Genomic DNA, 26,284 nt, shown 5'->3' with positions numbered 1-26,284 from the left:
ATTTTTGGGACAATACTTTAGTTGGGAGTTGCTCATAATTGAAGTACATTTACTACACACTGCTCGATGCATTTTCAACTAAACCTATATAATGGGCGACGATCATCTAAAAGATAGCGATAAACTATATGTAGTAGGAGTGGGGGCTTCGGCGGGAGGATTAGATGCGCTTTCTAAGTTGGTTGATAATTTACCTGCTAAACCTACCAATTTTGCCATTATTGTAGCCCAGCACCTCAGTCCCGACTACAAAAGCCGCATGGTAGAGTTACTAAACCGTAACTCTCGTTGGCCTATTGCCGAAGCGCAAGACCAGCTTCCTATTGAAACTGGTACGGTTTACATAACCCCTCCTGACTACGAAATTTCGGTGGAAGACCGTTCTATTATTTTAAAGAAAATTCAGCAAAAAGTACATGCAGTACCTTCAATAGATAACCTCTTACAATCTATCGCTGCTGAATTTAAGAATTATGCCATCGGGGTTATTTTATCTGGCACCGGAGAGGACGGCACCTTGGGCATCAGAGAAATTAAAAAGAACAAAGGCTATACCATTGCTCAGGAACCTTCTACTTCTCAGCACCGCAGTATGCCCGAAACCGCCATTAAAACCGGCTACGTAGATGTGGTGCTACCTCCGGTTCAGATTGGCTATGAGTTGGGTCGCTTCATCCAAAATCATCAGGTGGTAAACGGAGTAGAGGAGAAAGAAAGCAGCACCGAAAGTATTTTCCGGCTAATGACCAGCAAGACCGGAACAGACTTTTCTAAGTACAAATCCTCTACCATTCAGCGACGGATCACCAAACGGCTGGATGCTTTAGACCTACTCAATATTGACGATTATTACCGCTACATCCAGGAAAACCCGACGGAACTGGACAACTTATTTCAAACGGTGCTGATTGGGGTAACCGAGTTTTTTCGCGATCAGGTAGCCTTCAACACCCTTGAAAAGTATTTAAAAGAGATCGTGACTAAGAAGAAAAGAGGGGAACCTATTCGGATATGGTCGGTGGGCTGTGCCACCGGCGAGGAGCCCTACTCTATTGCTATCCTTTTATTCGAAATTCTGGGTAAAGATATTCATAACAACACGGTTCAGATTTTTGCTACTGATATCGACGAAAACGCTTTAGTAGTTGGACGGAGAGGAGCGTATTCTGAAGAGCAAGTGGCCAACCTAAGCCCTGATTTATTGGAAGAATACTTTAACCAGGGGGTAGACGGCTACGAGATTAAGAAAAAAATCCGGCAGTTAGTACTCTTCTCTAAACATGATATTACCGTAGATCCTCCTTTTGTTCGCTTAGATTTAGTGACTTGCCGTAATGTGCTTATCTACTTTCGCAATGAGTTACAAAAAGAAGTATTGCCGGTATTTCACTACGCCCTGAATGAAAACGCCTACCTAATGTTGGGTAAGTCGGAGAATATTCTTCAACTAACTGATTTATTTCTTAAAGAAGATAACAAACAGAAAATATTCCGTCGTAAATCAGGGACGCATCTCAACACACTCAAATATACCAACTTTAAAAAGAGCCGGGATAAGTCAGAATCGGCTCCACCTTCAAAGACCGAACTATCGCTAGAAGAAATTGCCCGAGAGACTTTAATACAAACGTATGAGCACCCTTATGTGGTGATTGATGATACGCTGGAGGTGTTATTGATTAAAGGCAGAATGGCTCCTTACGTTGATTTGAGCGAAGGATCACTCAATGCTAGCATTCTCAAAATAGTGCACCGAGGACTGCACTTGGGCTTGCGAACTACCATTACGCGTGCCAAACGCGAGGGAACCCCGCAGAAGAGTAGCATTATTCGTTTTACAACGTACCAACAGGAAGAAACAGTGCGCCTTACCGTAAAATCACTACTGTACCGCAAAAACGATCAGAGTTATTATTTGGTAATTTTTGAGAAGATTGATCCTGACGTAGGCTACCCCCTTTCATTAGATGAGGTTAAGGCGCAAGATGAGTATAAAAACGCAGTGCGGGTAATGGAACTGGAGCAGGAACTAGCTGCTACTCGAGAGCACCTTCAAACATTTACCGAAGAGCTAGAAACAACTAACGAAGAGTTGCAGACCATGAACGAGGAGCTGCAATCATCGAATGAAGAGTTAAAATCAGCTAATGAAGAGCTGGAAACCAGCAATGAAGAATTACAGTCGGCCAATGAGGAGTTGCAAACAGCTAACGCTGAACTAGCGATCTCTAACGAAAACTTAGTAGAGAAGGAAGCTGAGATCAGCCAAATTAAAGGAGAGTTGGAAGAAAGCAACGACCGCTTTAAGCTCGCACTAGAGAACTCGCCCATTATTATCTTCTACCAAAATACCGACCTGCAGTACATATGGCAGTGTAACAGTCATCCGGATTACCCCATTGATAATGTGTTAGGAAAGACCGACGACGAACTGCTGGGTAAAGATTATCAGAAATTTATTGATCTGAAGCGGCAGGTACTCATCGATAAGCAGAGTGTACGTGCTGAGATGAGGCTAGGTAGCTACGATTACGACGTGTTTATTCAGCCAATATTTACGCACGATAAGGTTGTGGGTATTAAGGGAGTGGCAATTGATATAACGGAGAAGAAAAAGGCTCAACGCCAAGCAGCATACCGTCAGAGTATTATCAATAATACCATTTATGAGCTAGACATATTAGTACTGGTAGTTGACCCTAACTTTGAAGTATTGGCGTTGAATAGAACCCAGTGGGAGGCTTTTCAGAATATATTTCAGAAGGATGTGAAAGAAGGAGACAACGTACTTAAGTTGCTGGAGGACTTTCCCGATGCTCAGGCTAAAACTCGTAATATGTTTGACACTGCCTTTGAAGGAAAACGAACAACAGTAACGGGTTATGAAAGCACCCGTATTACTGAGCTTGGCGATCCGAGATTTCACGATATTACCGTAATGCCCATTCACGGGGAGGATGGAACCGTAGTAGGAGCGGTAATGAGTAGCCAAGAAATTACCCAGAAGCGTAAGCGAGAGCAACAGCTACAAGGTATTGTTCGGCAGAGTGCTAACCTTACCGGAGAGGAATTTTTCAAAGACCTTACCCAGCAAATTGCCGAACTGTTTCGCATTAAATATGTGTATATTGGTATTCTGTCTTCAAACGAAACGGAGGTAGAAACCAAAGCTCTCAGAGTTGACGGTAAACTCGCTAAGGATTTCGCGTACGGCTTGCAAGGAGTGCCCTGCGCTGCAGTAGCCCGAAACGAGGATGTACGCTACTTTGAAAATGTATCTCAGCAGTTTCCAGAAGACCCAAAGCTGCAACGCTGGAATGCCGAGAGCTACTTAGGAGTACCCATTACCTCGCCAAGTACCGGAGAGACTTTAGGTATTTTAGTAATGATTAATGACCAACCTTGGCAAGAAACCCCAGATACCGACTATTTGCTCAATGTACTGAGCCTACGAGCCGGAGCCGAGCTTGATCGGCAAGCCAACGAACGGCGCATTCGGAAACGGGATCGGCAGATCAAGCGAATTACCGAATCTATTCCGGAGATGATTTATGAGTATGTTATTTACCCCGATGGAAGCGATACATTTACTTACGTGAGTGCCGCTAGCGAGCAAATTTACGAACTAAAACCAGAAGCAATCACTAAGAATGCAGATTTAGCGTATCAGGCGATTCATCCTGACGATATAAATAGCTTTGCTGCTAGTTCTCAGCGAGCCGCTGAAAATCTTGAGGTAAACGCTTGGGAAGGACGGATCATCAGTGCAAAAACTAACCTAATAAAATGGGTGAAAATTACGAGCGTGCCGGAAAAAAAGAACAATGGCAATATTGTGTGGACCGGGGTAGTCGATGACATTACCCACTATAAAAGTATTGAAAAACAACTGAGGAAGGCGAAAGAAGATGCTGAGCAGGCGGTGAAAGTGAAGGAAGAGTTTCTGGCTACGATGAGCCACGAAATTCGTACGCCACTAAATGCCATCATCGGAATTGCTGATTTATTGTTGATACAAAATCCTCAGTCGGCTCAGCAAGATAATCTTCAAACGCTGAAATTTTCGTCGCAATCGCTGATGGCGCTTATCAATGATATTCTCGATTTCAGCAAAATTGAAGCGGGGAAAGTTGAAGTTACCCGAGCACCGTTTAATTTCCACCGTTTTATCCATAGCCTAATTCGTGCTCACGAAGCTCAAGCCCAAAAGAACCAAAACCAACTAATTCTGGAACAGGATGAGGATGTTCCAGAAGTAATTGTCTGCGACCATAATAAGCTGAACCAGATACTAAACAACCTACTCAGTAACGCCATTAAATTCACCCATCAGGGTACAGTGACCTTGCGTATAAACGTGGTAGAAAGCAGCAGCACAATGGTTACGCTCTACTTTGCGGTTATTGATACTGGAGTGGGAATTGCTCCCGATCGCTTAGATAATGTTTTCAACTCCTTTACACAGGAAGACAGCTCTACTTCCCGCAACTTCGGGGGTACTGGGCTAGGGCTTACCATTACTCGAATGCTATTGCAGCTAAAAGGTAGTCAAATTCATGTGAAAAGCGAGCCAGGTAAAGGGTCTACGTTCTTTTTTACCCTTTCATTCGCTATTGGCGAGCTAGAAGAAGCTACCATTCATAATACCCAAAACCCTAATGTTGGTTTAGCCAAGATTAAGCAGTTATTACTGGTTGAAGATGCCCCGGTTAACCGTATGGTAGTTGTGCAGTATTTACAAGAATGGTGGAACATAGCTATTGATGAGGCTAGCAATGGTGAAGAAGCCGTGAACAAAGCGAAGCAAACAATTTATGATATAATTCTTATGGATATTCGGATGCCGGTAATGGATGGAGTGAAGGCCGCTAAACAAATTAGGGCACTAAGCAACGGAAACGAGAAAACTCCAATTATTGCTCTTACGGCCGATATTACTGAGATAAATCGCCAGTCAGCGAACGATTATTTTGATGATTACGTGGCTAAACCCTTTGATCCATCGGAGCTACAGAACAAAATTATAAAGCACACACAACAGTTTAGCCAATCTACCGATGAAGCGGTAAATGTACCTGAGGTAGAGGATATATTTATCAAGGACCCTCAACGGCTAGATACGTTCTATGAACTCGCGCTAAGTAGCTTTACCGATCATAAAGCTACCATTATTAAAGCATTAGAAACAAAAGATGCTGAATTGCTACAAGCTACCATCCACACTATGCAGCCTACGCTTATTATGCTGTCAGCCGAACATGTACTCGGTTTTTTGAGAGAGGCAAAAGAAAAAATACGCTCTACTGAAGTTTCTAACGAAGTTTCTAACGGCGTTTCCGATGCGTTTATTCATCAGGTAGAGGAAGAACTAAACAAACTGATTCAGCAGCTACAGGAGCGAAGAAATAACTATCCGAAAAATTAGATACAAGCTGTAAGCGGCTTAACCCTTGGTTCTTTTGAAACAAATTCGGTAACCCGCTTGATCGCCTAAGATTACACCAGAAGCTTAGTTTATCAGTAAATAGTTGGGTCTACTATGTTGAGTAGGTATTCGCCGTAGCCACTTTTCATTTGCTTAGCGGCAAGTTGTCGCACTTGGTCTTTCTCGATAAAATCCATTCGGTAGGCGATTTCCTCGATGCAACCGATTTTCAACCCCTGCCGTTGCTCAATTACTTGCACAAATTGTCCGGCTTGCGTTAATGAATCAAAAGTACCCGTATCCAACCAAGCGGTACCCCGGCTCAAAATACTCACCTGTAAGTTGCCCTGTTCAAGATAGACTTTGTTTATGTCGGTAATCTCGAGTTCGCCCCGGGCACTGGGCTTTAGGTTTTGAGCAATTTCAACTACCTGATTATCGTAAAAATACAGTCCAGGAATAGCATAATTTGATTTAGGATGCGTGGGTTTTTCTTCAATGGAAATAACTCGCTGATTATCATCAAATTCTACTACCCCGTAGCGATGCGGGTCATGCACGTGGTAGGCGTACACAATACCCCCGTCAGGGTCATTATTACTTTGTAGTTGCTTGTACAGCCCGCTACCGTAAAAAATATTATCCCCCAAAATTAAAGCTACCTTATCCCGTCCAACAAAATCGGCCCCAATGGTGAATGCCTGAGCCAGTCCTTCGGGTTTAGGCTGCACAGCGTATTGAAAATTGCACCCTAATTGCTCACCGTTGCCCAGCAGTTTTTCAAAAAGAGGCATATCGTGGGGAGTAGAGATAATTAGAATTTCCCGAATACCCGACATCATCAGAATAGACAACGGGTAGTAGATCATGGGCTTGTCGTACACGGGCATAAGCTGTTTACTCACCGCTAGGGTAAGTGGATGCAAGCGGGTACCGGAGCCACCGGCCAGAATAATTCCCTTCATAATTCGTGGTGCATTAGTTAGGCTGCAAGTATACTAAAAAATGGATGAACCCGAGTGTGGTTGGGCGGTAGTGTAAGTTTTCGGTGGTCTTTACGAGTTTCCCTTTGTACCTTTGCGCTCATTATGCTCTGGAAAGAAGTTCGGTTACTGTTGCGAAAAGAGGTGGTGCTGGAGTGGCGGCAACGCTACGCCCTCAACGGTATTTTGCTCTACGTAGTAGGCGCGGTTTTTATCTGCTACCTGAGTTTTAACTTGCAGCAAGGTACGCTCAAAGTAGTCACCTGGAATGCGTTATTTTGGATTATTATGCTATTTGCGGCGGTAAATGCAGTGGCGAAGAGCTTTGTACAAGAGCGAGCCGGTCGGGCAATCTACTACTACACGGTAGCTAGCCCTCAAGGAATTATTATTTCTAAGATTATCTACAACACCCTGCTGCTGCTGCTGCTAGCCACTACTTGTTTGCTAGTATACATGCTGGTGATGGGTAACCCTATCCAGAACTTGGGCTTGTTTGCGGTAAACTTACTGCTGGGTGCTTCCGGTTTTTCAGTCACCTTAACGATGGTATCTAGTATTGCTTCTAAAGCGAATAATAACAGCAGCTTGATGGCAATTTTAGGCTTTCCGGTGATCATCCCGATGCTGCTAATGGTGATAAAAGTTTCTAAGAATGCCATCGATGGTCTGGCACTCAGCGTAAGTTACAACGAGATACTCACCTTAGTTGCAATGAACGCTATTGTGGTAGTACTTTCGTATATATTATTTCCATTTTTGTGGCGAACGTAAAATGATGAATAGTGATTAACGAATAATGACTGATGATCCTGTCCCTTCTTGCCCGTTTATAGACCTCTTTGTATTTGTTACTATGCTAAAAACTAACCTTATGACGCTTATTTTTTTCCTGTTTGTCGGATTGCTCTTTAGTGCTTGTCAACCGGGTGATGCCCAGTCAGAGGAAAAAGCCTTCAATATTATGGCGTATTACGTACCGGAAAAAGATTATCAACCGGAAAATCTGCCATTAGATCAGCTCACCCACATCATTTTCTCTTTTTCTAACGTGATTGATGGGGAAATGAAATTCAGGCATGAAGAAGCCGGTGAGAAACTTCGGAGGCTAGTAGATCAAAAGAAGAATCACCCTCAGCTTAAAGTCATGCTGGCCTGCGGAGGTTGGGGAGCCGGAGGCTTCTCCGATATGGCAGTAACTGCCGAAGGTCGGACGAAGTTTGTACAGAGCACCGTCCGAATGATTGAAGAATACCAGCTAGACGGTATTGATATGGACTGGGAGTATCCGGCACTGGATTACGCCGGAATAGATGCCCGCGAAGAAGATACCCAAACCTTCACCCTGCTGATGAAGGAGCTGCGGGAAGAAATGGATAAGCTAGATCGCCCCATGACCTTAACCTTTGCTTCTGCCGGATGGGAGTACTACTACGAAAAAATCGAGCTAAATGAGGTAATGAAGTACGCCGACTACATGAACGTAATGACCTACGACCAAGTAACGGGCACTTTCCCGTATACCGGTCATCATACTCCGCTTGGCCTGATTAAAAGCGAAGATTGGCGAGAGTATCCTATTTACAACTATTACCAAAAAGGAGATAGCATCGCTCAGGCACAGAGCCGTCCGGCTCTCAAGCCTCGTTCGGTAAAAAGTATCGTAAATTATTGTGTGAATCAGGGAGTTGCCCCCAGCCAGATTGTAATTGGTAGCGCATTTTACGGAAGAGCTTGGAAGGGAGTGCCCCCCGAAAAAAACGGACTGTACCAGCCCAACCAGGGTACCCACATCGGCTGGGCGGCTTATCATCTGATTCGCGATGAATACGAAAATAAAAATGGCTACACCCGCTACTGGGACGAAGTGGCCGAAGCTCCTTACTTGTACAGCCCAACTGACAGCGTATTCTTCTCTTACGATGATACTGCTTCGGTAAAGCTGAAAACGCAGTATGCCATAGAAGCAGATTTAGGCGGTGTCATGTTCTGGGAGCTGGGCAATGATACTAAAGAAGAGAATAGCCTACTGGATGCTATCTACCAAACCGCTACTAATGAATAATGGCAGTTTTTTTACCAAGATAGGAATACTATTGCTCAAGAATGTGTTAGTGAATGGAGGATAATTATTTTGGGGTTGACTCAAATCTGCTAACTGAAAAGTTGATCCGATGAGTACTGCCGATAAGCACCAATTTACGATAACTGAAGTAGAGAAAATGTACCAACATGAAATTCTATCGCACGATGAGCGGATAGAGCTTATTGATGGTGAGCTGTACGTTATGAGTCCCAAAAACCCACCTCACTTCATTACTCAACGAAATCTTTTCAACTTCTTTTTTAAGCATCTAGCTGAAAAAGACTATCTCGTTGATCGAGAAATTCCAATAGATATTTCTAGAAACTCTATGCCTGAGCCTGATTTGATTATTGCCTATCAACGAGAGGGTTTGCAAAGAGATGAATATGTACAGGTGCCAGACGTTGTTTTGTTGGTGGAAGTATCGGATGCTACGTTATCGCGCGATTTGGAAAGTAAGAAAGAATTATATGCCCGAGCGGACATTCCAGTCTATTGGGTGATTAATATTCCTCAACAGCAGGTGCATATATTCAGTGATTTGTATAAAGGCGATTATGGAACTGCTGTATCGTATAAGAAAGGACCGTTTCAGGCTTTACCGTTTGACTTCCCAATCACTTTTGATGATATATTTCCTAAAATATAAAGGCTATTAAGTAGTAATACTATGGAATCATTAGAGCAGCGATTCGCTAAGTATAAGCAAGAAACTAATCAGCGACTGAATTCTATTGATGCGAAGTTTTCAGTAGTAAATGATACCTTACAGAGTATTCGTAGCGACTTTAAAGAACTGCACGTCGCAGTAGATAACGTATATGATATAATGGGTGAACTACTAGAACAGCACCGAACAGACTATCAAAAGCTTGATAAACGTATTAGCGCATTAGAAGAACGTCAGTAATTATTACCCATGAGTAATTGTTCTTGATATACTTATCAGAAAATATTAGTGTAAACAAATAACCTCACTATGAGAAAACAATGGTGGAAAGTACTTGCCATTTTACTAGTCGGATACACCATTACGGCGGGCCTGCTGGCCGATGTACCTCGCTTACCAATTTTAAATGAAGCAATTCGGGTTCTTCATTTTCATGTGCCCATGTGGTTCGGAATGATTGCCCTTTTTACGGTTTCAGTGATCTACTCCGTTAGACATTTACAGAATCCATCGCTCAAGCACGATGTCTATGCTATTGAGTTTGCTAATACGGGTATGCTATTTGGCATTTTGGGCATCCTGAGTGGGTCGTTGTGGGCTAAGTTTACTTGGGGAGCATTCTGGACCAACGATGCCAAGCTAAACGGAGCAGCTATTGCCATGCTAATTTACTCGGCCTATTTTATTTTGCGAGGCTCTTTCAGTGACGAACAGCAACGATCGCGCGTAAGTGCTATTTATAATATTTTTGCTTACTCTACTTTAATTCCCTTATTGTTTGTCTTACCCCGTATGACCGATTCATTGCACCCTGGTAACGGAGGAAACCCGGGCTTTAATGCCTATGATTTGGACAGCAACCTTCGCATAGTGTTTTATCCGGCAGTCATTGGCTGGACATTGATGGGGTTATGGTTTACCAGTTTACGTATTCGTTTGCACATTATAAAACAGAAACACAATGAAAGCTTGGAAGAAAACTTGCTTCGTAATAGCAGCCGTTCTATGGCTGAGCGTTCTTAATACTGGCTCATTAATAGCCCAATCAACCAATGAAGTAGCGATGGCTGACACCTTCCGGCAGGAGGGGAAAATCTACGTAGTAGTAGCGGTTATGCTATTGATATTCTCCGGCTTGGTTGTCTACGCCATTCGTATTGATCAGAAAGTGAGTAAATTAGAGAAAGAAATTTTAATGAAGAATGATTGACGAGTAATGACTAACGCTACCGCATGACGGCCACCGTGGTGCGGCTGCAATTATTACTCATTCGTCATTATTCACTAATCATTAATCACCAACCCATGAAACTAAAGTACATAATCGCCCTCATTGTGATCGCTGTATCGGTAACCATCATTATGTCTACTGCCGGAGATGCCAGCTCCTACGTTACCTTCAATGAGGCCAGCGAATTAGCTCAGTCAGGAGACGATAAAAACATTCACGTAGTGGGCACACTAAAGAAAGACGCCCAGGGCGAAGTAGTAGGAGTTGAGCCATCCGAAGACAAACTCTCCGTATCGTTTATGATGGTAGACGAAAACGGGCGAGAGCAGCAAGTATTTTATAATGAGCCTATGCCCGCCGATTTACTACGTTCCGAACAGGTGGTGGTGATCGGTTCTTACCGCAGTGATTACTTCGTAGCCGATCAGGTACTGCTAAAATGCCCATCTAAATACCAGGAAGAAGAGATTAGCTAGTTCATAGACAACAAACAATAATTATGAAAGGGATTAGATATTTGGTTGATGAAAGGCAGGAAAAAGTAGCGGTACAGATTGACTTGAAAAAGTACGGTGAACTATGGGAAGACTTTTATGATATTATTGTGGCCGAATCCCGTAAAGAAGAGGAAACAGTAGACTGGGAATCAGTGAAGAAAGAACTGAAAGCAGAAGGGAAACTCCCTGAAGATGTATGAAATAAAATTTGCCCGAACCGCCATTCGCGAAATTCGCTCTCTCCCTAATCAAGTTATTCAACGGGTAGCTCGAAAAATTGATCAGCTTACAGAAAACCCTCGTCCAGCAGGTTGTCGCAAACTACGAGGACATACTGACTTGTGGCGCATTCGTATAGGTGATTACTGGGTAATCTACTCTATCAGCGACGATATAGAGATTATTGAGATCAGAAGGGTACGACATCGTAGAGATGTATACGATTAAAGAACAAATAACTTAATGAAGCACAGTAAATTTCAAGAACGAATCGCCGGAGAAGGTTGTTTCTGATATACTTAATCGTTTGGTCAAGACTAGCCCGGATAAGGCTAAGTTACAGCGGTACGTTCGCCAGTTGGTAGTCATGGCCAAGCTTCGTAATTTGCAACATAGTACACTTCAATAAGAAATCGCTTCCTAATGATTAATACACTTATTGGTAATCTCGGCCACTTCTTCGTTATCTCTTCTTTTGTGGCCTCGTTGGTAGCGGCTTACGCGTACATTACCGCCACAGTAGAAAAAGACATTATTAAGTCTCAAACCTGGAAACGCTTCGCCCGTTTGGCCTTCTACATTCACGGTGGGTTGGTTATCGGGGTGATCGGTAGTTTATTCTATATCATTTACAACCATCTGTTCGAGTATCACTATGCTTGGAGTCATTCTTCACTGAGCCTTCCAGTGTACTACATGATTTCCTGCTTCTGGGAAGGGCAGGAAGGAAGTTTTCTGCTGTGGATTTTCTGGCACGTAATTCTGGGCTTTGTCCTTATTCGTACCAATCAGCAAACGGGTTGGGAGGCACCGGTAATGGCGGTGTTTGCGCTGGTGCAAGCTTTTCTGGCTTCCATGATTATGGGTACGGTTATTCCGGGTATTGAGCTGAAGATTGGTAGCTCGCCGTTTCTACTGCTGCGCGATGTAATGACCGACGCCCCAGTGTTTGCTATGAACCCCGATTTTCGCCCCGCAGATGGAACGGGACTGAATCCACTACTGCAAAATTACTGGATGGTCATTCATCCACCTACCCTATTTTTAGGCTTTGCCACTACGCTAGTTCCCTTTGCGTTTTGTATGGCGGGCATTTGGCGTAAGCAATACGAGAACTGGGTGAAACCAGCCTTGCCTTGGGCTATTTTCTCGGCGGCGGTTCTGGGTCTTGGAATTATGATGGGCGCCTACTGGGCCTACGAAACGCTGAACTTTGGCGGTTACTGGAACTGGGATCCGGTAGAAAACGCCGTCTATATTCCTTGGCTGATTTTAGTAGCGAGTATTCATACATTAATTATCTTTAAAAATAACGGAACGGCACTCAAAACCTCAGTGGTACTAGTCATTGCTACCTTTGTGCTAATTCTGTACAGCACATTTTTGACTCGTAGTGGTATTCTGGGGAATGCTTCCGTGCATTCATTCACCGATTTAGGGTTATCCGGTCAGTTGTTAATCTACATGCTCTTCTTCACCGTTGTCGCTATTATATTAGCAGCTATCCGTTGGAAGGAAATTCCTACCTCAGAGAAAGAAGCTTCTGCCTATAGCCGGGAGTTTTGGATTTTTATTGGTGCCACTACGCTCTGTCTAATGTCTTTTCAGGTGTTGGTACCTACATCCATTCCGGTTTATAATTCTATCGTAGAGGCCTTCGGTGGCGTGTCCAATGTGGCCCCTCCGGCCGACCAAATTGAGTTTTATACCAAATTCCAGCTCTGGTTTGCTATCGCAATTGCGCTGTTATCGGGTACGGGGCAGTTTTTCTTCTGGCGTAAAATGGATCCTGAAAAGCTGAAAAGTGAACTCTCGGTTCCACTGATTATTACACTGTTGGTTAGTACAGCGGTTATGCTGATCGGCGGAGTAACGAATCCGGTGTATATTCTACTGCTTACGGTTTCGGTTTATTCTATTGTTGCCAACGGAAAAATTCTACTACGCTTTGGTAAGGAACAATTCCGGCTATCGGGTGGGTCAATTTCGCATATCGGGGTAGCCATGATCTTTATCGGCATTCTGTTCTCATCAGGTTACTCTGAGGTGGTTTCTATCAATGAATCTGGTTTACTCATATTTAAAGATAATCCCGGTAACGAAAATCTAGAAAATACCCTACTCTGGATCAATGAACCTCGTAATATGGATAAGTACGAACTGGTATACAAAGGCCAGCGAGTAGATGCCCAGGGTGTTCCGGTTTATGTAGAAAAAGATTTACTGCGCCCTACTGAGAAACCATTTCTAACAGTGGCGGTAGATGCGTTCGCTCACGAAGGAACAACGTATTTCGCTAAAGGTGATACGGTGCAAATTCATCCTGAAAACACCTACCACGAAGTGCAGTATACTGATCGGGAAACGGGTAAGCAGTTTACACTGTATCCTCGCTCTCAGGTAAATCCTAATATGGGTTTAATCGCCTCACCCGATATTGTACGCTCATTGGGCAAAGATTTGTACACTCACGTATCAGCCATTCCACCTACCACTGAAGAAAAAGAATGGGCGGACATGGAGGAACTAGAAATAAAAATGGGTGAGCAATTCTTCGCCAACGATTATGTAGCTACGCTGGATCGGATTGAGCGAGTAGATCAGATAGACGGCGTTGATTTGAAGGAGGGCGATTTGGCGGTGCAAGCGCACATTCAGGTAATGGGTGGGGTAGAAGAGTACATGCTAAAACCAATCTACCTAATTCGCGACCGCATGGTAGGCCGTATTCCTGATACCTCGCACGAGTTAGGATTACGGTTTACGCTGATGAACATTGTGCCAGAAGAGAACAAGTTTGTGCTGGGGATGGAAACTACCCAAAAGGAATACATTGTGCTGAAAGCGATAGAGAAACCGCTAATTAATGTACTATGGATTGGCACATTACTACTGATGTTTGGTTTCAGTGTAGCTACGTACCGGCGCTACCAAGATTATCGGAAACCAGCGAAAAAAGCCGCTTCATCTACCAAACCTCCCAAATCCAGAAAACCAGTTTCGGTGTAAAAAACGCTCTTTTCAGAGAAAAGGTATGAAAAAAGGACAGCAAGAGCCTTTACAGCCAGACCAAGCATTGAAATCAGTTGCTCAATTCAAAGACGTGTGGGATTTTGAGATTCGACCTGCCGGATGGTACTTTGAAGGAGACTAAAAAATTTCGCATACTTTTTAAAGCTGCTAAAACAAATTACTCAGTAATTATCAATTCCCGATCTGCTAATACCTGGCCAGTCTCATTTGAGAACTCGATTAAGAAAGTTCCTAGTGCGTTGGTGCCAAAATTTTGGAAAGGAATGCTTTGAATGAGATAGGTTGTTTCGGGTTCAAGATCAAATTGCTTCAATCCTAATTCGTATTCCGATCCATCCGCTGCAATACGAAGAATACGCCCGATGACTACGTTACCTTCCAGCGGCTCATCTGATGTAAAATGCACGTACACCGGACTGCCTAGCTTGAAAGTATTCTCACTATTCCTACAGTTGTCATCGACTTCGTATGACTCACAAAAGTTGATAGCAAAGCCAGATTCTGCATCAGATGAACAGCTAATCAACAGACTAGTTAGCAGCAGAAGACAGAGTATGATGGGTGTTTTCATTTTTCTTAAGAAAAAGTAAAGTTTGCTTGTTCCGAGCAACAATAATTGTCTTATCTCCCTGATACATGATTTCAGCTATATTGCGTACCTGCCCATTCAGGTACAAGCCCGATTCCGTATTGGGAATAAAGGTAAAGTTACCCTCACCACCATTCTTGAGTAGTGTACTATAGCTTGCATCGTAACGCCCCCGCTCAATAGTGACTTCGTAAAAATTCCCCGCGGTGAGAATGTCTAATTTACTATCGTTATTTACGTCGGTCAGGTAAATAGCATTGATGGGGGCGAATTGGGCCGGAACCGGAAAAGGTTGAAACTGAAAGTTTTGATTTCCATCGTTAATGAAAGCACCGGAGCGAAGCTCGTAAGCACTGTATTGTTCAGCGTCCGACAGCACATCCGATGGAAAGATTTCGTTAACATTGGCCTGAGCAAAATCAATGTAACTGGTAAAGCGATTTTTTACATCAACCAACTGAGAAGTAATCTCATCTTTGGTAGCAAACAACCGCTTTTCGTCACCAACATAGTGGAAAAGTAACTGTTCTATAGTACCATTATCGTCAATATCTTTCACTGCCAAGCTCACAGGTTTTTCTGGTGATGCTTTTAGCTTAGAGTTAAGCCCCAGGTTTCCGGCCAGAATATCCAAATCACCATCCCCGTCAATATCGGTGGCTTCTACGGTATTCCACCAGCCATTTGTATTCCCGAGGGAAGAAATATCGGCTTTTACCAATTGTTTGTTTTCTTGATTGAGAAATACCGTAATCGGCATCCATTCTCCCACAACGATTAAATCTAGTGCACCATCCGTATTAACGTCAGCCCACCGGGCATCTTTCACCATGCCTACCGACGACAACCCCTCAGCTATTTCATCGGTCTGAATAGAGAAATTTCCCTGCCCATCGTTTTGTAACAGATAACTGGTTGGTACTTTTCCGTAGTTCCAGGCCACTACCCGTCCGCCGATAAACAAATCCTGGTCGCCATCACTATCAAAATCAGCTGCCCGAACGCAAGAAGCATTGACCGATACATTGGGTATGGCGGCGAGGTTCCGGGTAAAATTTCCTCGCCCATCGTTCTGGTACAGTCGTACCATCAGTGGTTCCGCTTCGCCCTGAAATTCATTTCCACCACTGGCTACCACCAAATCCAGATCGCCATCATTGTCAGTATCTACTAGTTCAGCACCAATATCTTCTGCTACCGAATCTGCCCGAAAAGCAGGTTGGTCTAATTGTGAAAACCCTGAGCTAGTTTGTACGAATACGGCACCCGCTTGACGCTTGGCCCCACCCACAAAGAAATCTTCTTTCCTGTCTCCGTTCACGTCGCCTACGGCAAGTTTGGGCCCTTCGGTAGATGACATATGCGGAATAAGGGCTTCTCGATTGAACTCAATAAATAGATTTTCTTGATGCACGTAGTCTACCAGGCTATCTACCTCACTAAACAGAGGAGAGTGAGGTGAGGAAAAGTTGTACGTGCCGCTAGCGTTTTTCTGTTGGGCAGTAACGGTTTGATTGACCTTTACGTTTTGAAGTAGCTCGAAGCGATGGTCGGGCCAGACAATTATCAATGAGTCTACTTGTTGCCGTTCGCCAAGCCCAATAATTAGTTCAGCTGGCACTGCCGACTGATAGCCCCGGGTGGTATAAACTTCGTGAATGATTGTTTGAGAATCGGTAGGAATAATCACTTTGGTACCTATTCCGAATGGGTTAGCTCCTTCGCCCTCAAGCTTTATTTTAAGATAGTTATTGGTTCGTTGTTCATTTTCACCCGCCCGGTTGCGATAGATAAAGGCGGGCTGATCGATGTTGTTCACCACCAAATCTAAGTCACCATCGTTATCTAAATCAGCGTAAGCGGCTCCGTTGGAGAAAGAAGCTTGGCTTAACCCCCAGTCTTCGGAGGCATTGTTGAAGTGAAGGTTACGCTGATTTTTAAACGCTACATTAGGAATTTTAATGATGGGTAACTGCTCTATCAGTGCCAAATCTTCGGAGGTTAGATCACCTTCCAATTGCTGCTGAACCGCATCGTTAGAAACGTATTTAATGTAGTCTAAATCATTCGATCGGCGTTTGATACCGTTGGCAATATACAAGTCTTTATAACCATCTAAATCCAGGTCGGCGATAAGCCCCGACCAGCTCCAGTCGGTAGCGTATACCTCAGCTAGTAGCCCAATCTCACTAAAGCGGTTATTACCCCGGTTGAGCTGAAGGGTGTTGCGGGCAAACTGATGATTATAGCCGTATTGGAGCTTGTAATTGTATACATCGTACGCATCTTCTCCCGCCGACATCTTCAACATCACCGGATCAGACGGAAGCATATCTAGGGAAAGAATATCGGGCAGACCGTCATTATTGATATCGGCAATATCGTTGCCCATTGAGAAACGGCCGGTATGCTGGATCATCTCCTCCAACTTCTCCGAGAAGGTGCCGTCGCCATTATTAATATAGAGATAATCGTTCTCATGGAAATCGTTGCCTACGTACACATCGGGGTAGCCATCCCAGTTTACGTCACCTACGGTAATGCCCAAGCCGTAGCCTAGCACGCTGCTGTAAATCCCGCTACTGTCAGTTACATCCGTAAATGTGTTACCATCGTTTCGCATTAATTTATCTCCAGCCAATGGGTGCTTTTCTTTCCGCAGAGTAGCGCGCCCGAAGGTTCCGTTGGCGTGGGTGGAATGGTTGAGCATGTACATGTCCAGGTCGCCATCTAAGTCATAATCAAAAAAAGCCGCTTGGGTGCTAAATCCAATCAGATCAAGGCCATAATCAGCAGCCTGATCAACAAACGTTGGAATACCTTCTGCATCATTACCCTGATTGATGTATAGCTGGTTTCTTCCCCGAATGTTCTGGTAATCGCCGAGTTGGCTTACGTAGATATCCAACCGTCCGTCGCCGTTTACGTCGGCCATCGTCACCCCGGTAGTCCATCCCGAATTACCCCCGACGTTGGTCGCTTCAGTAATATCTTGGAAGGTAAAATCAGCCTGATTCAGGTAGAGTTTGTTGCTTTCCAAGTTGGAAGTGAAATACAGATCGGGTAGGCTATCGCCATTAAGATCTCCAGCAGCCACTCCGCCCCCATTGTAGAAGTAGAGGTAACTGAAGATGTTCATCTGCGGGGTTTCCGCTAGTCGGTTTTCAAAATCAACTCCAGTTCGACTAGCGGGCAGCAGCTCAAACAGTGATTCGGTATTTGACTGACAAGCAACGCTAACGATTAGAAAGCATAGTGACAGTATCCTTCCCCGAAGGCCCAGCAGTATCGTAAACATAAATCTCAGGTTCTTCATTATTCTTGGCAATAATCAGCAGTCGCTTGGTTCCCACTGAACGGGCCACCGCCATGTCTCGCACTTCCCCGCTTATTGATAACCCATTAGCTGGTTTATTGTGAAACTGCCCGTTACCAAAACTCATCATCAATCCTGGGTTGGCATCGTAGCGACCTTCTTCTGGTCTCACACCTGAAAAATTTCCGGCCAGTACTAGTTCGGGATTGGCATTCCCAACAAAATCTCCCGATACAATCGAAAAAACGGGAGAAAGTTGGGCTTCAATTGGCAAATCGTTTACTTGATAAGAGCCATCTCCGTTGTTGATAACAAACGATGACTGTAAGCGGTGTACCTGGTTAACCAGCGCATTCGTTAATGCGGGCTTGCCGAATACTTGCTCCATAGTTTTTCCCGCATAATCGGCGTGGTACGTAAATTCTTTTTTGAGATAGTTCAGTTGCATGACTAAATCGTGCCGAAGAGCCATCGGGTATAAACTATCACCCTGATAGTAGGCATACACTTGGTCGATAGCCTGATTTTCGTCAAAATCGCTAATGTAGAGCGTGAGAGGCTGTTCCGGGCTAGCGTTGAATTTGGTGTTAAGACCCCAGTTGCCCAGTACAAAATCCATTTCACCATCTTCATTCAAATCAGTCGTTTCAATCTCTCGCCACCAACCTTTGGTATTTTCTAAACCCGGTACATTGTTTAGCCTCTCGAGATTGGCCCCATTATTTTTGAGCAGCATAACAGGCATCCAATCGCCGACTATTACCAAGTCTAAATCTTGATCACGATCAAAATCAACCCATTCAGCATCGGTAACCATTCCGATTTGGCGAAGGCGAGGAGAAACCTGGGCGGTAGCATCCGTAAATTTCCCGGTACCATCATTTCTTAAAATGGTGCTGCTAGCGGGCAATCCGTACTGAAGTGGAATAGCGCGTCCACCTACAAATAAATCCTCATCGCCGTCCTGGTCAAAATCAGCGTGCTTCACACAAGACCCCATATCACGAAGAGTGGGAAGTGCTTCAGTACTCTTTTGGTAAATTGGTTTACCATCTGGAGTAAAAGATTCCAGCAGGTATAATCGGTCTTGATACTGAGCAGCGTTCGCCCGAAAGCTATTTCCTCCGCTTACGACGTACAAATCCAGATCACCATCATTATCGGCATCGAAGAACGTAGCATCTACATCTTCCGAAACACTGTCTTGGGCGAATGCTATCGTGCCAATGGCTTCAAATTCTTGTTCATTACGCTGAAGGTACAATCGCCCGGCCTGACCGCTAGCCCCTCCCAAGTAAAAATCATCTAAACCATCTTGGTTTACATCCGCCACTGCTAAAGCCGGGCCTTCTCGCGATAGCATATGGTAGGTAAGTCGCTCGTAATCAAAATCTACGAAGCGATTTTCTTGGTGACGAAAGGCAGGGTTAAGCGAATGTTCTACCCGCTGAAAGACAGTATTAGAATCTGGTTGAGCCAATGGTATACTCGGTACGGCATCAGTAAAGTAGAGCGTATCATGCTGATTGACCGTGACATTATATTTCTTTTGTACCCGGTTATTATATCCCCAATGAACGAGCAAGCTATCAACAACGGATAATGTATCAAACCCTAAAACCATAGTATAGTCCACCGACGACTGAAACCCTTTGGTTGGTATATTCTCTTGCATCACTTGCTGACCGTTAGCGTAAGCATGTACCCGGGCACCAATTCCGAATGTGTTCTGCTGCGGGCCTACAAACGATAGCTTCAGATAATGGTTAGACTGAAGCTGGTCACTGTTATTGCGGTAAACAAATAATTCTTGATTTACATTGTTGACAATTAAGTCTAGGTCGCCATCATTGTCTAAATCACCGTAGGCAGCTCCGTTGGAAAAGGAAGGAGTAGCTAACCCCCAATCAGTAGCTACATTCTGGTACGTTAGGTTGCTATCGGCTTTAAATAAGTAATTGCTCAGTTTGTTGGAAGGCATTTGGTCAACCAGTTCCTGAAAATTGACCGACTCTTTCCGCATGGCCTCTAGAATGGCTTCGTCGCTGCCAATGTACGCGATAAAATCTTGATCGGTTACATCTTTGTACACCCCGTTGCTGACGAATAATTCTTTGTTCAGATCATTATCAAAGTCAGCGATCAAGGCCCCCCAGCTCCAGTCGGTAGCTTGAACCCCGGCCAATTGACCAATTTCTCTAAAGTTCCCATACTGATTATTGAGTTGCAACGTATTACGCATGTACTGCTCGTAATATCCGTTAGCGAGTTTGCGCTGATGCACATCGTAGGACTCAAAATTGGTCATCGTTTTGAGCCGCTTATCGGTATTGGGCAGCATATCGGTAACGAAGATCTCAGGGTAACCATCATTGTTCAGGTCGGCGGCATCGGCTCCCATAGAAAAATGACTGATATGACCCATTCGCTGGATTAACTCATCGCGAAACCCGGAATGTCCCGTCCGGCGGCCCGGCGTGGACGCGGTGCGGCCAATACCATCCTGCTGATTGATATACAGATAATCCCGCTCAAAAAAATCGTTGGACACGTAAATATCGAGCCAGCTATCTTGATTTACGTCGGTAACCGTTACGCCCAAACCAAAACCAATTACACTACCATAAATCCCGGCTGAGTCGCTTACGTCAACAAAATGATTTTTATCATTACGATAGAGCTTATCGCCTCCGGTACTATCCCGGATGTGGCGAATATTTTCATAACCTAGGGTAGATACTGGACGAAATGAATTGTTAAGTACGTAAGCATCAAGGTCACCATCTTGGTCGTAGTCAAAGAAAGCCGCATGGGTGCTGAAGCCTTTGTCATCCAATCCGTATTTGGCGGCCTGTTCGGAGAATGTTAGGTCACCATTGTTGATAAATAATTCATTCTCCCGTTTACCACCCATTACATCGCCGGAGTTGCAGACATAGATATCTAGAAGCCCATCGCCATTTATGTCGGCCATACTAACTCCAGTAGCCCAGACTTTACTACCACTCACTCCGGCCGACTGAGTAATATCTTTAAACGAAAAGTTTCCCTGATTAAGATATAGCTTGTTCTCACCCATGTTGGCAGTGAGGTAGACATCGGATAGCCCATCGTTATTGATATCACCAATGGCTACTCCACCACCGTTGTAGTAATTACGGTAACGGAACACGTCAAAATCTTCGCTAAGCGTAAGCTCGTTGGTGAAAGCAATGTTGGTCTCTCCCTCCGAAAGCAAGCTAAAAAGCTGGTTATCTTCGGCATTTTTACAGCCAAATGTAATGGCTAATAGAATGTAGACTACTATTCTGAACCGCATACTAGTATATCAAAAAAGCAAGCATGATCGTTCATACTTGCTTTCTAAAAATGATTTTTAAAAGATGAGGCGATTATCCGCCAGTGTATCCGTCGTTTTGCTCTAAGTTAGGATCAGAATCAATGGCGGTCTGAGGGATTGGAAATAGCTGTCTGAATTCAGGGGACTGATCTTTAAGAGTATAGGCACTATTGTAACGATCAAACCGAATTAGATCGCGTCGTCGGTGCCCTTCCCAGTACAACTCATAACCTCGCTCGTTCAAGATAACATCTTCATCTATTACGCCTACTGGAGCAAGACCTCGCGCGGCTCTTAGCTCGTCAATAGCTGCGGTGGCCGGAGCAATATCACCAACCCTCCACAATGCTTCTGCCTTCATAAGGTACACATCTCCTAACCGCCAAAGGATATAATCATAATCAGCTCGACCTTGCTGAGGTGAATCATTGTCAGGCTGGTATTTTATCACTCGAACACCATTAGACTCGCTATTTCCGGTAAGTGACACATCAAGCGTGTAGCTTAGCAATGGAGCCGGAGGGTTATCAGGACTCTCTACTGTAATCGAGTTAGCTCCTCTTTCAAGAATAAATTCGCCAGTTTCGGTAAACTGTTGCCCTTCTAGGAAACCACGAGGAATTCCACTCACAGCATACGTGCTATCAGAAAATCGGGGATCATTTTGATCAAAGCGATTGTAAAAATCTGCAATTGTAGTAAAACCATTCCAGGCAGAGAACTCATTGTTTTGCCCCCACCGCTGGTTATAGTGGAGTGTCATATTGACAAATAACTGATTATTTACTGCTAAATCCTCAGAATCGTTAAATTCAGAAATAATAATTGCCTCGTTTTGTCCTTGGGTTTCAGTGTTATCATTATTGAATATGGCAAAGTAGTCAGTGGCTAATGAGTACTCACCGCTATTGATAATCTCATCAGCTAGAGTGGCTACTCGGCGGAACCGGTCGTCATCACGTTGTCCTAAGAGTACCTCATGATTGAGGTTTAGTACCATAAGTAACGTTTGGGCTGATGATGTAGTCATGCGTCCGTAGGGAACATCTGATTTTGCACCCAAGTCTGGAAGAGCCAATTCTAGTTGTTCTTCTATAAAATCAAAACCTTCTTGGCGATTTAATACCTGGCCTGGTGAAGTGAAATCGGTATCGTCAAATTCCCGGAAAGGAAGCTGGCCAAACATATCGATCACAAACAGCGAAAACATAGCATGTAAGGTACGGGCCTCGGCAATAAGCCGACGGTTTTCAGGAGTGTTTTCGGCTTGTAGAAGCACACTCAATGCTGAATTCGCTCGGGATACTCCCCTGTTAAGATCATTCCAGCTATTTCTGATATAAAGATTATTAGCATCCCAAGTGTGCGTATGTAGTACCCTCCAGACTCCATTATCATCCCAGTCAGTACCACGAGTGGGCCCGAGCATTTCGTCACTGGTATGCTCATTGACCCCATACACTCCATCTTGTTTCATCAGATCGCGCACACTAGCATATATCGGAGCTACTAACTGTTGCGCTCCGCCCGGAGTGGCAAATACCTCCTCCGCTGTAAGTTCATCCTCAATTACTTCTTCTATTTCGCAAGCAGTAAACATCCATAAACCCGCTGCTAGAAGAAATCCTTTATATATAGTATTCATAGCAATTATTTTAATGTGTTATTTAAAAGATACATTTAGTCCAAATAGCACAGTAGATGAACGAGGGTATCCCGTATTATCAATACCAATGGCAGCAGGTTGAGTATTGTCTCCTACACCAGGCTGCACATTTACCTCAGGATCATAGCCACTATAATTGGTTATTACAAACAAGTTTTGGCCAGTAACATAAAGTCGTAACCCGCCCAGCCAATCTATGTTGGCAACGTCAAAATTATAGCCAAGTGACACATTTGTTAGTCGTATAAAGCTTCCGTTTTCAATAAATCGACTCGAGTATGAGTTAGCATTTTGTACATCTTCTTCTGTTGCGCGGGCTTCGTCTATAACCTCTTGAGTTACGTTGCCCCCTGAAGCAAATGCAGGGTAGGTAAGCAGGGCGTTAGCGGTGTTATTATAAATATCGTTTCCAAATGTACCGCTCAATAAGAAATTAAAATCCCAATTTCCGTAATAAAAGCTATTGGTAAGACCTGCTATCACATTTGGTATAGGATCCCCTAAAATTCGGAACTGATCAACTTCGCCACCATCACCAGTAGCAAACACATTTTCACCATCCGGACCGATTTCCACAAATTCTCGTCCTAAGAATACATTAGGAGCTTCACCATTAACAAAGAACTGAACGGGTGTACCAGACAATCCTTGTCCGCTAGCACTAGCCCCCTGAATACGAGTCACATCCAGACCATCTACTTGGCTATCGAGATACGTGAAGTTGAGATCCGTATTCCATCGGAAATCACCCTGGTCTACATTAACCGTGTTTAGGGTAAGCTCAATTCCTTGGTTTTGAATGGAACCTGCTGGTAAGTTAATAAACGCATTAGCTGAAGGAGCTGGTTGAATGGTAGGAACGAACACCACTAAGTCATCCTGATCTTTGAAGAAGTAGTCAATAGTACCTCCCACTCGACCTTGTAAGAATGAGAAGTCAAAACCAACGTTAAATTGTCGTTGCTCTTCCCACTTCAGATTGGGGTTAGGGGACCTGATTAGTGCTAGTCCTGGTAAAACCTGACCTCCTGATACAAACCGAGTTGTGTTGTTAGACCCAAATACGAAGGCCTGTTGAGTGGTAGGAAGCTCCTGATTACCCAAAATACCGTAACCTAGTCGGAACTTGAGATCATCGAACCCAGCACCTTCTAAGAAAGCTTCCTCAGATAGGCGCCATCCAAAAGCAAAGGAAGGGAATACCCCTAACTCATTCCCTGGGCCAAAGACAGAAGATTCGTCTGCTCGTACGGTAGCGGTTAGAATGTACTTATCAAGTAGTGAGTAATTTAAGCGACCAAAGTACGACTGTAGTTCGCGGTTATCTACAAAAGAAGATGGTGCGTTATTTTGTTCTGATCCAAACAACAGTTGGGGAGTTATCAAGATGTTGTCTAGCAAGGGAGCCGTTCTGGATATAGTAGAGCCTTGCACCCTAAAGCTCTGGTATGAATATCCTAATAGAGCTTCGAATCGACTTCGTTCAAATTCTTTAGTATAATTAAGCGTATGGTCTATAACAAAGCTGTTAGTAGAGCGACTATTAATGGTTCCGGTACCACGATTACTTTCTACAATCAGTTGTTGGGAAATATCAGTCCTTCTTTCAGAATTAGCTACGTCAGCTCCTAAGTTGGCAGTATACGTTAGCCCTTCAAAAAGTTCAAAGCTAGCCGACATATTTCCGAGAATTCGGTTTGTAGCAGATGCATCGTTGATTAGGTTAAGAGCTGCTATAGGGTTATTGAAACCATCTTGGAAATAAGTTCCATCTTCGTTAAATACCGGAAAGGTAGGGTTTGCCCGAACAGAGTTGGAGACAATATCTCCGGTAGCATTAGCTGTCTCTTCTAAACCAGGAGCATGATTATCCTCTACTCGTGAAGCTGTCAATCGCATTGATAAGCTTAGCCGATCATTTATTGCTTTCGTATTGGCGTTAATTCGGGCGGTATACCGAGTAAAATCATTTCGTTTAATAATTCCTTGTTGATCCAGTGCGCTCAAGGAAATACGGTAACTAGACTGATCAGCCCCTCCGCTAAAGGACAAGCTATGATTGTGGGAGAAAGCAGTACGGAATAATTCATCTTGCCAATCGGTATCTGAATTGCCATCTAGTAAATTCAAATTAAACTCTTCACCTGCGGCCAAAAACTCATCAGCCGAAAGTAAATCTAATCTCTCTCTGAGATAATCTACGCTAGCATAACTACTATATTCTACAGAGGAGACACCGGCTTCCCCTGATTTAGTCGTAATAATTACTACCCCATTAGCCGCTCGGGAACCGTAGATCGCTGCTGCTGATGCATCCTTCAATATGTCAATAGAGGCAATATCGTTAGGGTTAATGAAGTTTAGTGGGTTTTGGGGAGCCACGCCCTGTCCTCCCGAAATGCTTTGCCCCTGGGCATTGGGATTATCTGAAGTTAGTGGTACCCCATCTACTACGAAGAGTGGTCCATTTCCTGACCGTATTGAGTTAGCCCCCCGAATATTAATCGAAACTGCCCCACCAGGTGCCCCACCGTTCTGAGTAACCTGCACACCGGATAATTTCCCTTGAAATAACTGTTCGGGGGTATTAATCACCCCACTATTGAAATCTTCCGCCTTAATAGTAGATAGAGCCCCTGTCACATCTTTCTTCTCTTGGGTGCCGTACCCGATCACCACTACTTCACTGAGAGATTGCACATCTTCAGTCATAACTACATTAATAGTGGTCTGGTTACCCACTCGAATTTCTTGGTTGGCGTATCCAATAGAAGAAAACATGATGGTGTCCTGACCATCTGGTACGTTCAAACGATAGTTACCATCTAGGTCAGTGACGGTACCCGTACTGGTGCCTTTCACTAGTACATTTACTCCCGGAAGAGGGCCTTCCGCATCGGATGTCACCGTCCCTGAAACGGTCTTCTCTTGCGCCCACGCAGTACTACTCCATAGCACTGCCAACGCCACAGTTATGACGTAGGTAAGTTGTGTAAAAATTCTCATAAGCTTTGCAGTAATAATAAATAGTAAAAAACCAACCATCAACTTAGTAGTTGGTTTAAGATTTTCGCAAATATCTAACAAATATATTTAAAAACAATATTAGTGAGTGTACTTCTGGCATGTACTAAATGCTGCATTTACTAACCTTTTGGAATAAAAGCCCCTTTTAAGACCAATAGGCAAGGGTTCAGCCACGTGGAGGAAAAAATCATTTGCTTTAAAC

The 26,284-nt window shown here is 44.0% G+C and carries 17 protein-coding genes; 11 read left to right on the top strand and 6 right to left on the bottom strand.

Annotation, left to right across the window (positions count from 1 at the left end; all coding sequences use genetic code 11):
* The first annotated feature begins 91 nt into the window (after nt 1–91).
* Complete coding sequence (locus tag P0M28_RS17305) at nt 92–5,425, top strand: CheR family methyltransferase (protein ID WP_302203812.1); 5,334 nt, start codon at nt 92–94, stop codon at nt 5,423–5,425.
* Nucleotides 5,426–5,517: 92 nt separating this feature from the next.
* Here the strand turns inward: P0M28_RS17305 and rfbA are convergent, their stop codons facing one another.
* Nucleotides 5,518–6,390: a glucose-1-phosphate thymidylyltransferase RfbA gene (gene rfbA / locus P0M28_RS17300; RefSeq protein ID WP_302203811.1), complete on the bottom strand. Its 873-nt coding sequence runs from the start codon at nt 6,388–6,390 to the stop codon at nt 5,518–5,520.
* Nucleotides 6,391–6,513: 123 nt separating this feature from the next.
* Between rfbA and P0M28_RS17295 the strand changes: the two genes are divergently transcribed.
* The 10 genes from P0M28_RS17295 (at nt 6,514) to P0M28_RS17250 (ending at nt 14,120) form a co-directional block, all read left to right on the top strand.
* The gene (locus P0M28_RS17295; RefSeq protein WP_302203810.1) at nt 6,514–7,182 is read left to right on the top strand and encodes a heme exporter protein CcmB; all 669 of its coding nucleotides are present in this window, start codon (nt 6,514–6,516) and stop codon (nt 7,180–7,182) included.
* 100 nt (nt 7,183–7,282) lie between these two features.
* Nucleotides 7,283–8,473 (top strand): glycoside hydrolase family 18 protein, encoded by a 1,191-nt coding sequence (locus tag P0M28_RS17290; protein ID WP_302203809.1) that lies wholly within the window; start codon nt 7,283–7,285, stop codon nt 8,471–8,473.
* Nucleotides 8,474–8,582: 109 nt separating this feature from the next.
* Nucleotides 8,583–9,143: a Uma2 family endonuclease gene (locus P0M28_RS17285; RefSeq protein ID WP_302203808.1), complete on the top strand. Its 561-nt coding sequence runs from the start codon at nt 8,583–8,585 to the stop codon at nt 9,141–9,143.
* Nucleotides 9,144–9,164: 21 nt separating this feature from the next.
* On the top strand, nt 9,165–9,404 hold the full coding sequence (locus tag P0M28_RS17280; RefSeq protein ID WP_302203806.1) for a hypothetical protein: 240 nt from the start codon (nt 9,165–9,167) through the stop codon (nt 9,402–9,404).
* A 69-nt stretch (nt 9,405–9,473) separates the two neighbouring features.
* The gene (gene ccsA / locus P0M28_RS17275; RefSeq protein WP_302203804.1) at nt 9,474–10,187 is read left to right on the top strand and encodes a cytochrome c biogenesis protein CcsA; all 714 of its coding nucleotides are present in this window, start codon (nt 9,474–9,476) and stop codon (nt 10,185–10,187) included.
* Between the two features lie 40 nt (nt 10,188–10,227).
* Entirely contained in the window at nt 10,228–10,374 is a 147-nt protein-coding gene (locus tag P0M28_RS31115) for a CcmD family protein (RefSeq protein WP_367281870.1), read from the top strand.
* A 95-nt stretch (nt 10,375–10,469) separates the two neighbouring features.
* On the top strand, nt 10,470–10,871 hold the full coding sequence (locus tag P0M28_RS17265; RefSeq protein ID WP_302210913.1) for a cytochrome c maturation protein CcmE domain-containing protein: 402 nt from the start codon (nt 10,470–10,472) through the stop codon (nt 10,869–10,871).
* Between the two features lie 23 nt (nt 10,872–10,894).
* Nucleotides 10,895–11,092, top strand: a complete 198-nt coding sequence (locus tag P0M28_RS17260; RefSeq protein ID WP_302203802.1) for a hypothetical protein — start codon at nt 10,895–10,897, stop codon at nt 11,090–11,092.
* Nucleotides 11,085–11,339, top strand: a complete 255-nt coding sequence (locus P0M28_RS17255) for a type II toxin-antitoxin system RelE family toxin (RefSeq protein ID WP_302203800.1) — start codon at nt 11,085–11,087, stop codon at nt 11,337–11,339. The genes P0M28_RS17260 and P0M28_RS17255 overlap by 8 nt, the downstream gene beginning before the upstream one ends.
* Nucleotides 11,340–11,534: 195 nt before the next feature.
* Nucleotides 11,535–14,120: a heme lyase CcmF/NrfE family subunit gene (locus P0M28_RS17250; RefSeq protein ID WP_302203798.1), complete on the top strand. Its 2,586-nt coding sequence runs from the start codon at nt 11,535–11,537 to the stop codon at nt 14,118–14,120.
* Nucleotides 14,121–14,301: 181 nt separating this feature from the next.
* On the opposite strand, the gene P0M28_RS17245 is transcribed toward P0M28_RS17250, so the two are convergent.
* The 5 genes from P0M28_RS17245 to P0M28_RS17225 form a co-directional block, all read right to left on the bottom strand.
* The gene (locus tag P0M28_RS17245; RefSeq protein WP_302203796.1) at nt 14,302–14,670 is read right to left on the bottom strand and encodes a hypothetical protein; all 369 of its coding nucleotides are present in this window, start codon (nt 14,668–14,670) and stop codon (nt 14,302–14,304) included.
* A 4-nt stretch (nt 14,671–14,674) separates the two neighbouring features.
* Nucleotides 14,675–18,031, bottom strand: coding sequence for a VCBS repeat-containing protein (locus P0M28_RS17240; RefSeq protein ID WP_302203795.1), 3,357 nt, complete (start codon nt 18,029–18,031; stop codon nt 14,675–14,677).
* Entirely contained in the window at nt 17,970–21,368 is a 3,399-nt protein-coding gene (locus P0M28_RS17235) for a VCBS repeat-containing protein (protein WP_302203793.1), read from the bottom strand. Before P0M28_RS17235 ends, P0M28_RS17240 begins: the two co-directional genes overlap by 62 nt.
* Before the next feature lie 73 nt (nt 21,369–21,441).
* Complete coding sequence (locus P0M28_RS17230; RefSeq protein ID WP_302203792.1) at nt 21,442–23,034, bottom strand: RagB/SusD family nutrient uptake outer membrane protein; 1,593 nt, start codon at nt 23,032–23,034, stop codon at nt 21,442–21,444.
* 18 nt (nt 23,035–23,052) lie between these two features.
* A complete protein-coding gene (locus P0M28_RS17225) occupies nt 23,053–26,061 on the bottom strand; it encodes a SusC/RagA family TonB-linked outer membrane protein (RefSeq protein WP_302203791.1) in 3,009 nt (1,002 codons plus the stop codon).
* Nucleotides 26,062–26,284: the final 223 nt, after the last annotated feature.

This window comes from Tunicatimonas pelagia, assembly GCF_030506325.1.
Taxonomy (GTDB): domain Bacteria; phylum Bacteroidota; class Bacteroidia; order Cytophagales; family Cyclobacteriaceae; genus Tunicatimonas; species Tunicatimonas pelagia.
Note: the sequence above shows the minus strand (reverse complement) of the source record. Positions and strands in the feature narration are given on the sequence as shown.